Below are 9,441 nucleotides of genomic sequence, written 5' to 3' on the forward strand. Positions count from 1 at the left end.
ATTTGGCGTCTGGTGCGGCGACCTGAGGAAGATCAGAAAGGACCCACTATGTCCAAGAAGAAATGCGCGATCATCGGTTCCGGCAATATTGGCACGGATTTGATGATCAAGGTGATGCGCACATCGAAGAATATCGAGATGGGCGCAATGGTCGGCATCGATCCGAATTCGGATGGTCTGGCACGCGCCGCACGGCTCGGCGTGCCGGTGACCCATGACGGCATCGACGGCCTGATGCGTATGCCCGAATATCGCGATATCGATATCGTGTTCGATGCAACTTCGGCCAAGGCGCATCTCCATAATGACGCGCTCTTGCAGAAGGACGGCAAGAAGGTCATCGACCTGACGCCTGCCGCCATCGGCCCCTTCACCATTCCCGCCATCAATGGCGACGCCAATATCGACGAGCCGAACGTCAACATGGTCACATGCGGCGGTCAGGCGACGATCCCGATGGTCTATGCCGTCAAGCGCGCCACCGACCGCGTGGTCTATGGCGAAATCGTCGCTTCGATCTCGTCGCGTTCGGCTGGTCCCGGCACCCGCGCGAATATCGATGAGTTCACCGAAACCACGTCGAAGGCAATCCGTGAACTGGGCGGCGCTGAACGCGGCAAGGCGCTGATCATTCTCAACCCGGCAGAACCGCCGCTCATCATGCGCGATACGGTGTTTGTTCTGTCGCAGGGTGGCAGCCGCGAAGCCATCGAGGCTTCGATTGCCGAAATGGTCAAGACGGTACAAGCCTATGTGCCGGGCTATCGCCTCAAGCAGAAGGTTCAGTTCGAAGTGATCGGCGACAATGCGCCGGTTCGCGTACCGGGCATCGGGCTCGTATCGGGTCTCAAGACGACCATCCTGCTCGAGGTCGAAGGCGCTGCGCATTATCTGCCCGCCTATGCCGGCAATCTCGACATCATGACATCCGCTGCATTGGTCACCGCTGATCATTGGGCAGCAAAAGCGCTTGCCAAGGAGGCTGCATAATGGCCCGCTCCAATCCCGATAAGCTCTATGTTCAGGATGTCACGCTGCGCGACGGCATGCATTCGATCCGCCATCAATACACGCTGAAGGATGTCGTCGCGATTGCGAAGGCGCTGGATGCCGCCAAGGTGGACGCGATTGAAATCACCCATGGCGACGGCCTTGCCGGTTCGACCTTCAATTACGGCTTTGGCCTGCATGACGATGTCGAATGGATCGGCGCGGTTGCCGAGGCCTGCGATCATGCCCGTGTCACCGTGCTGCTCATTCCGGGCATCGGCACGGTGCATGACCTGAAGGAAGCGTATAACGCCGGCGCGCGTTCGGTTCGCGTTGCGACCCATTGCACCGAGGCCGATGTATCACGCCAGCATATCGAGGCTGCGCGTGAACTGGGCATGGACACGATCGGCTTTCTGATGATGTCGCATATGGCCGAACCGGAAAAGCTGGTCGAACAGGCGAAGCTGATGGAAAGCTATGGCGCGGAATGCGTCTATGTTACCGATTCGGCAGGCGCGCTATTGCCTGAGCAATATACGCTTCGCGTCAAGGCGCTGCGTGATGCGCTGCAACCTGAAACCGAAATCGGCGTTCACACCCACCACAATCTGACGCTTGGCGTTGCCAATGCCGTTGCCGGTATCGAAGCAGGCGCTGTTCGCGTCGATGCGTCGCTCGCAGGCATGGGGGCAGGGGCCGGTAATGCGCCGCTTGAAGGTCTGATAGCGGTTCTCAACCGCAAGGGCATCGATACGGGCTGTGACCTCTATGGCCTGATGGATGCCGCCGACGATCTGGTGCGTCCGTTGCAGGACCGTCCGGTGCGGGTGGATCGTGAAAGCCTCTCGCTTGGCTATGCGGGCGTCTATTCGAGCTTCCTGCGTCATGCGGAAAACGCCTCGAAACTCTATGGCGTCGATACGCGCGAAATCCTCATCGAACTTGGCAAGCGCCGCATGGTCGGCGGCCAGGAAGACATGATCATCGATGTCGCGCTCGACATTCTCAAAAACAAGGCCGCATAAGCGGCCCACTCAGGAGGAAATGCTATGACCGTCTTGGAGGGCGCGGCTTCTGCACGCGTAGAAAAAGACACTTTGATTACCGATGGCGATCGCCGTCGCGCGCTGATTGGCAGCGCGGTAGGCAGCACCATCGAATGGTATGATTACTTCCTTTATGGCACCATGTCGGCCATCGTGTTCGGAAAGCTGTTCTTTCCGTCCGATGATCCGGTGACCAGCCAGCTTCTGGCGCTTGCCTCTTTCGCGCTGGCTTTCCTAATCCGCCCCATCGGCGGCATCGTGTTCAGCCATATCGGCGATCGTATCGGACGCAAGAAAACGCTCGTCATCACTCTGTCCATCATGGGCATTTCAACGGTGTTGATCGGCCTGATGCCGACCTATGCCACCATCGGCGTCTGGGCACCGATCATCCTGACGCTGCTGCGTCTGTTGCAGGGACTCGCGCTCGGCGGCGAATGGGGCGGCGGCGTGCTTCTGGCGGTGGAATATTCCCCGCGTAACAGGCGCGGCTTCTATGGCGCTGTGCCGCAGACGGGCGCATTGTTCGGTCTGGCGCTCGGCAATCTGGTGACGTCCGGCCTTGCGCTCGGCTTTTCGGAAGAAGCGTTCCTGTCCTATGGCTGGCGCATTCCGTTCGTGCTGTCCATCGTGCTGGTCGCCATCGGTATGTGGATCCGCAACACGGTTGATGAAACCCCGTCCTTCAAGCGCGTGGCTGCGGCCAACACCGCCAAGAAAGTGCCGTTGGTCGAAACACTGACCAAGCATTGGCGCGCGGTTCTGATCGTCATCGGCGCGAAGTTCATCGAAACCTCGACCTTCTTCCTGTTCGCAACCTTCACCGTGTCCTATCTCGTGGGACTGGGTTTCGAGCGCGTCCATGCTCTCAACTCGGTGCTGATCGCCGCATTGATCGCTGTTCCGGTCATGCTCTACTTTGGCAGCCTGTCCGACCGCATCGGTCGCAAGAAGGTCTTCCTGCTCGGCACTGTCGCCATGGTCATCTATACGGTGCCTTATTTCTGGCTGCTCAATCAGGGTTCGTGGGTCGTGGCGACGCTTGCCGTCGTGATCGGTTTTGCCATCATCTGGTCGACCTATGGTTCGGTTCTCGGCACGTTCTTCGCCGAAAGCTTCCCGGCAGATGTCCGCTATACCGGCGTGTCGCTCGGCTATCAGGTGGGTGCAGCTATTGTCGGTGGTCCGCTGCCGCTGATCGCAACGGCTCTGCTTGCCAAATATAATGGCAGCTATCTGCCGATTGCTGTGTTCATCGCGGCTTGCGGCGTTATTTCGCTGGTCGCGGTCGCCTGCACGACCGACAGAAGTGGCCAGCAGCTCGACGACTGATCCTGTTCTGCAAAACAAAGGGAGCCGGCTTATGCCGGCTTCTTTTTTGCGCCTTCGCTGAAGGACAGTTTCTGGCGCACCAGCTCCGCCACATTCGTCACCTGCATCTTTTCCATCACGCGGCTGCGATGCACTTCAACCGTCTTGATGCTGATATCCATCAGATCGGCGATCTGCTTGTTGAGCTTTCCCGCCACGATATATTCCAGCACTTCTTTTTCGCGTTGCGTCAGGCTTTCATAGCGGCGGGCAAAATCATCCGCCTGCTGGCGCAACCTTGCGTTCTCCCGCGCCTTGGCGAGACAGAATTCGATCCGCTCCAGTACATACTTGTCGTCGAGAGGCTTTTCGATGAAATCCACCACACCGTCGCGGAAGGCCGTGACGGCCATCGGCACGTCACCATGACCGGTGACGATGATTGTCGGCAGATCGACGCCAAGCGTTCGCAGGCGCCGGTGCAGTTCAAGACCGGTTATGCCCGACATGCGCACATCGGCTATCACACAGCCGGACATGTCCGGGGATGCGGCATCCAGAAAAGCTTCCGCCGAATCGAAAGCGCGGACGGTGTACTGGCTCGATTCCAGCAGCCAGACGAGCGAATCCCGAAAAGCCTCGTCGTCATCGATGACATAGACCGCTTCGCTCATACGGCTTTTTCCCCAAGCGTGCCGCTGACAGGCAGCGTGAAATGAAAAGCTGTCCCGCCGTCCGGATTTGGCTCCGCCCAAAGCCTGCCCCGGTGGAACTCCATGATCGAGCGACAGATATTGAGCCCCACGCCCATGCCTTCGGCCTTGGTCGTGTAGAACGGGTCGAATATCTTGGCCATCTCGTCTTCAGCAATGCCTCCTCCGAAATCCAGCACAGCTGTTTCCACCTCCTGCCCGTCAGGACTGATTCTGGCCGAAACGACGATATCGCGCCGTGGCGCTGGCACGGCTGACGTGGCCTCGGTGGCGTTTCGCAACAGATTGAACACAACCTGTTCGATCATAACGCGGTCGGCCAGTACGGTCGGCAGGTCTTTCGCTATATCGACCTTGATCTTGAAACCGCGCCTGCGCGATTCAATCTCGGCGATGGATGCGGTCTCCTCGACAATCTCCCGCAATATTTGCGGCTGCGGGGTCGGCTCGCTGCGGCGCAGAAAATCGCGGATGCGCGACACGATGCCAGATGCGCGGCTTGCCTGCCGTGACGCTTTCTTCATGGCGTCGAGCAACGCTGCGCGGTCGTCGGTGCCTGCTTCCAGCCGCCGCACCGATCCCATGCAATAATTGCTGACCGCAGCCAGCGGCTGGTTCAGCTCATGGGCAAGGCTGACAGCCATTTCGCCCATCGAAATCAGCCTCGCCGTCTGTTCGAGCCGCAGGGCGCTGTCGCGCTCGAAGGCAAGGGCCGCTTCGCGTTCGGCCTGCGCTTTCGCTTCCTGCTCGCGCATCTTCGCCTGCAAAACCTCGAATTCCTGGCCGGTTTTCTTGAAAATCTCCACGGCGCGCGCAATATCGCCAATCTCGTCGCGGCGATCCTGATCCTTGACGGTCAGATCGTATTTGCGGCGGGTCAGTTGCCCGATTACCGCTGTCAGTCGCCCGAGCGGTCGCGTGATGCTGCGCGACAGGAGAATCAGAAGCGCCGTGGTGACAACGGCGATGGTGGCGAGAATCCCGCCTGCGCGCAGCAGCACGGCCTTGGTTTCACTGTCCACATCTTCCAGATAAATGCCCGTCGCGATAAACCACCGCCACGGCTCGAACGGCATGACATAGGCCATTTTCTCGCCGCTCACATTCGTGTTGGGCTTGGTGAATTCATAACGCACCACGCCGCCGCCGGACTTGGCGGTGTCGATCTGCATCTGCACGTAATGGCGGCCTTCGGAATCGACCAAGGCGGAAGCGTCGGTGCCTTCAAGATCGGGCCGGATCGGCAAAAGCACGGAATTGCCGTCGAAATCGTCGATGAAGAAATATTCGTCATTGGCATAACGCAGCTTGCGCAGCGTTTCGACGGCATTTTCCTTGGCGGCAGCTTCGCTGATCTCGCCGCTTTGGAAACGATCATATTCTTCCTGAATGATCTTGCGGCCGATTTCGGTCAGGTTGCGAACCATGGTGACACGGTCATCGATCATCTGTTCGCGCAGCGCATGCACCGTCACCGCCGCCATGACCAGCAGGCCGATCAGGCTGACAAGGCTCGACAGAAGAAGTTTGGAACCGATACCCAGTTTGATTCTCATCACGCCCATTCGCAGCAGCCGACGGGGCAATCTGCCCGCAATTCCCGTTTCCACGCACTGTTGCAGCAGCGTGGCGCTGTTGGCAACCGGCAGTGCACGCGGATTTTTCCGATGCCGGGGTCTATCAACTTTGTGTCATTTGCCCTAGATCATCCAGGAATACGATACAGATTATCAGCCGTTGTCGTCGGAATAGTGCGACAACCAAATATGCCGGGTTCCAGCCTGTTTGCAGTGCATGCCTCCCAATGCCACGCGACAGGCCAGCTGGTTGCATTTCTGAAGGGCCTAAAATGGAAAAAGCAGATATCGGAATGGTCGGTCTTGGCGTGATGGGTTCCAACCTGGCGCTGAACATAGCCGAGAAAGGCTACACGGTGGCTGTCTATGATCGTGACGAGCCGGTGCTGAAAGCTTTCCTCGATAAAGCCGGTCCGCTACGCGACAAGATCATCCCCTGCGCCACTTTCGAAGAATTGGCGGAAAACACGCGCAAGCCGCGTCCGTTCATCTTCCTCATCAAGGCGGGCGCGCCTGTCGATGCCGAAACGACTCGGCTGAAAGCTCTTCTCGAGAAGGGCGATATCATGATCGATGCGGGCAATTCCGATTATCGCGATACGGTCCGCCGCCTCAAGGCTCTTGGCCCGAATGATCCGACCTTTGTTGGCATGGGCGTTTCCGGCGGCGCGGAAGGCGCACGCCATGGCCCGTCGATGATGGTGGGTGGAACGCCGGAAGCTTATGAGCGCATCGCGCCGATCCTTCTCGCCGCCGCCGCGAAATATAAGGGCGAACCATGCTGCGCGCTGGTCGGTCCTGACGGTGCGGGCCATTTCGTCAAGACGATCCACAACGGCATTGAATATGCCGACATGCAGATGATCGCCGAAATCTACGGCATCCTGCGCGACGGTCTCCGCCTTTCGGCTCCGGCCATTGGCGATGTGTTCGAAAAATGGAATTCAGGTCCGCTCGATTCCTATCTGATCGAGATCACCGCCAAGGTTTTGAAAACCACCGATCCGGAAAGCGGCAAGGCGATGGTCGATATGATCCTCGACGAAGCCGGACAGAAGGGCACCGGACGCTGGGCCGCCATTGAAGCGCAAATGATGGGCGTTCCGGCAACGGCGATTGAAGCTGCGGTCGCCGCGCGTTCGCTTTCGTCTTTGAAAAGCGAGCGTGAGGAAGCCGCGAACATCTACAAGCCTGCGCCGCGCACGCTCGACGTCGCGGATCACACCAAGTTCCTTGCCGATCTGGAGCAGGCATTGCTTGCTGGCAAGATCGCTGCCTATGCACAGGGCTTTGCCGTGATGGAAGCCGCGTCGAAGGAGCATGGCTGGAACATTCCGCTGGCCACCACAGCTCGTATCTGGCGCGCCGGTTGCATCATCCGTTCGGAACTGCTGGACGATATCGCCCAGGCATTCGAGGGCAATGAAAGCCGCAACCTTCTGCTGGCTCCGGCTTTCGTGGAGCGCATGCAGAAGGCGTCGAAGGGCCTGCGGAACATCGTTTCCAAGGCTGCGATTGCTGGTTTGCCGGTTCCCGCACTTGCATCAGCGCTCAACTATTTCGACAGCTATACGCAGTCGCTTGGTACGGCGAATCTCATTCAGGGCCAGCGCGATTTCTTCGGTTCGCATGGCTTCAAGCGCATCGACAAGGATGGCGATTTCCACGGCCCTTGGGGCGAATAATCGCTTCCAACACCTACTGCTTAAAAAAGTCGCCCAGTTGGGCGGCTTTTTTCATGTCGCATCCAGATATGGCTTTAAAGGCATATCGTCATGGGTAGGAACGGTTTGGCGTTCGATCATGTGATGGATGCGGGGAGGGCTGTCGCCACGATGCAACTCATCAAGATGTTTTGCAATCTCGGCATCGGCATGGGTCAGCCGCTGGCTGTGGCGGATATATTCGATCCAGGTCGGCACATGATAGCTTTCCGTCCAGACGCTCGGGTTTTCGAGATCACGCAATAACACCCATTGCTTAGCTCCGTCGCGAATTCTGGTGCGCCGCCGCAGCGCCATTGTGGCGAGAAATTCCGGCACGTCTTTCTGGTCGATGGAATAATCGACCATCACCATGATAGGGCCGCTGCGGGCGCGCAGGTCGAGCTGCAGTTGCGGCTCGCTGAAGGCGTTCGTCGGATCAAGGTTCAGCGATTCGAAATTGGGCTGGCGCAAGATGAAGCCGAGCAGCCCGCCGACAATCAGCACGGCGCTCGCGATGAACAGCGCACCCGATACGCTGTGCAGGTCGGCCAGTTGCCCCCAGACCCAGCTACCCAAGGCCATGCCGCCGAAGGTTGCCGTCTGGTATAATGACAACGCACGACCGACGACCCAGCGCGGGGTCGAAAGCTGCACAGTCACATTGAACAGTGAGAAAGCCTGCACCCAAGCCATGCCAGCTGGCATCAACAGAAGGCAGCTCAACCACACCCGGTTGCTCATGGCGAGGAAGAAACAGCTGACAGCGAGCGCGAAGAATGCGCCGCGGATCACCCATTCATTGCTGAGAATATCGCGCACCCGCCCGATCAGTAGCGCGCCGCAGATCGCGCCGAAACCGAAAAAGCCCAGCATAATGCCATAGGTAATGGCGGTGCCCTGCACCTGATCGCGCGCAACGAGTGGCAGGAGCGCCAGAATCACCACGGCGCTGAAGCCGAAAGCGAATGAACGCACCATGACCTTCAAAAGATTGGGCGACATGGTCACATAACGAAAGCCCGCTGACATGGCGCTGCCGAAGGATTCGCGCGGCAGCGGGTTGCGCGGTGTCACTTTCTTCCAGCGGAAAAGCGCGAAGATCAGGGCGAAATAGCAAAACACGTTAAAGAGAAAGGCAAAGGCCGCACCCGCCGTCGCGACAATGATGCCGCCAATGGCCGGGCCGATACTGCGCATGAGATTATAGCTCATGCTGTTGAGCGCCACTGCGCCCGGCAGATGTTCACGGGGAACAATGTCGCCCATCGAAGCTTGCCAGGAAGGATTATAGAGCGCGCCGCCGCATCCGATCAGAAAGGTGAGGCTGAGCAACAGCCATGGTGTCAGTGCATTACTATAAGAGAGTAGCGCCAGCATCGCCGAAAAGCATAGCATCATCATCTGCGCGATAAGCATGATGCGTCGGCGGTCGTAATTGTCAGCCAACGCCCCGGCGGCGAGCGAGAAAATCATCACCGGCAGCGTCATCGATGCCTGGACCAGTGCCACCATCCCATGAGATGTGGTCAGACTGGTCATCAACCAACCGGCGGCGACGCCTTCGATAAGTCCCCCCAGATTCGATACCAGCGTGGCAGACCACAGCGAGCGGAACGTCCGGGACTGAAAGGATTCGAGCGGAGAGGCGCTTTTGGGCATGGCGTTTTCTGCATCTACGGGCTTGTCTTCGATCCCCTGGAAAAGAGCACGAAGAAAGCGCATCGGCGGGATACAAACCACGGTATAATGAATTGCCCGCTACGGAAACACGCGAGTACCGTTCCGGCCATCACTGAACAAAACAAGATGAAATATCCCGTCGTTCTGGCTCTGGCCCGGTGAAGTGGGCTGTCGCTGGCGTATTCGAGACGCTCTTCCTTACTATGGCACCATGAACGACGCTGTCCGCGCTTTACAGAATCGGGTGTCCATGCAGCTTAATAAGGAGTAAATTTCGTTCCTTATCCCTGTGGAAAAGAAAATCGCATTTTTATCGAAAGCTGTGTTGACAGTTTGTGAGTGCGGGGCCTATATAGCGCCACAACGAGGGCGGCGACGCTGCTAGCGGCAGGTTGCTTCGTCCTTGAGTTCTGGT

The 9,441-nt window shown here is 58.3% G+C and carries 7 protein-coding genes; 4 read left to right on the forward strand and 3 right to left on the reverse strand.

Translation table 11 applies throughout. The annotated features are described in order from the left end of the window. Window positions 1–48: 48 nt before the first annotated feature. From D8666_RS22150 to D8666_RS22160, 3 genes are read left to right on the forward strand one after another with little or no spacing between them, the layout of a single operon-like run. Entirely contained in the window at window positions 49–990 is a 942-nt protein-coding gene (locus D8666_RS22150; RefSeq protein WP_109366985.1) for an acetaldehyde dehydrogenase (acetylating), read from the forward strand. Beyond that, the gene (gene dmpG / locus D8666_RS22155) at window positions 990–2,018 is read left to right on the forward strand and encodes a 4-hydroxy-2-oxovalerate aldolase (RefSeq protein ID WP_109366986.1); all 1,029 of its coding nucleotides are present in this window, start codon (window positions 990–992) and stop codon (window positions 2,016–2,018) included. Before D8666_RS22150 ends, dmpG begins: the two co-directional genes overlap by 1 nt. A 24-nt stretch (window positions 2,019–2,042) precedes the next feature. Beyond that, on the forward strand, window positions 2,043–3,371 hold the full coding sequence (locus D8666_RS22160; RefSeq protein ID WP_109366987.1) for an MFS transporter: 1,329 nt from the start codon (window positions 2,043–2,045) through the stop codon (window positions 3,369–3,371). 29 nt (window positions 3,372–3,400) lie between these two features. On the opposite strand, the gene D8666_RS22165 is transcribed toward D8666_RS22160, so the two are convergent. Next, window positions 3,401–4,024: a response regulator transcription factor gene (locus D8666_RS22165; RefSeq protein WP_109366988.1), complete on the reverse strand. Its 624-nt coding sequence runs from the start codon at window positions 4,022–4,024 to the stop codon at window positions 3,401–3,403. Then, entirely contained in the window at window positions 4,021–5,619 is a 1,599-nt protein-coding gene (locus D8666_RS22170) for a cache domain-containing protein (RefSeq protein WP_167836164.1), read from the reverse strand. The genes D8666_RS22165 and D8666_RS22170 overlap by 4 nt, the downstream gene beginning before the upstream one ends. Before the next feature lie 293 nt (window positions 5,620–5,912). On the opposite strand from D8666_RS22170, the gene gnd reads away from it, so the two are divergent. After that, window positions 5,913–7,325, forward strand: a complete 1,413-nt coding sequence (gnd, locus tag D8666_RS22175) for an NADP-dependent phosphogluconate dehydrogenase (RefSeq protein ID WP_109366990.1) — start codon at window positions 5,913–5,915, stop codon at window positions 7,323–7,325. Between the two features lie 51 nt (window positions 7,326–7,376). Here the strand turns inward: gnd and D8666_RS22180 are convergent, their stop codons facing one another. Then, window positions 7,377–9,005, reverse strand: coding sequence for an MFS transporter (locus D8666_RS22180; RefSeq protein WP_121539464.1), 1,629 nt, complete (start codon window positions 9,003–9,005; stop codon window positions 7,377–7,379). Window positions 9,006–9,441: the final 436 nt, after the last annotated feature.

This window comes from Ochrobactrum soli (assembly GCF_003664555.1).
Classification (GTDB): Bacteria; Pseudomonadota; Alphaproteobacteria; order Rhizobiales; family Rhizobiaceae; genus Brucella; species Brucella teleogrylli.

Bases quoted from the DNA above. Each gene is read 5' to 3' on its own strand.
- D8666_RS22160 (WP_109366987.1), top strand. From the start codon at position 2,043: ATGACCGTCTTGGAGGGCGCGGCTTCTGCACGCGTAGAAAAAGACACT.
- dmpG (WP_109366986.1), top strand. From the start codon at position 990: ATGGCCCGCTCCAATCCCGATAAGCTCTATGTTCAGGATGTCACGCTG.
- D8666_RS22165 (WP_109366988.1), bottom strand. From the start codon at position 4,024: ATGAGCGAAGCGGTCTATGTCATCGATGACGACGAGGCTTTTCGGGAT.
- D8666_RS22150 (WP_109366985.1), top strand. From the start codon at position 49: ATGTCCAAGAAGAAATGCGCGATCATCGGTTCCGGCAATATTGGCACG.
- D8666_RS22180 (WP_121539464.1), bottom strand. From the start codon at position 9,005: ATGCCCAAAAGCGCCTCTCCGCTCGAATCCTTTCAGTCCCGGACGTTC.
- D8666_RS22170 (WP_167836164.1), bottom strand. From the start codon at position 5,619: ATGAGAATCAAACTGGGTATCGGTTCCAAACTTCTTCTGTCGAGCCTT.
- gnd (WP_109366990.1), top strand. From the start codon at position 5,913: ATGGAAAAAGCAGATATCGGAATGGTCGGTCTTGGCGTGATGGGTTCC.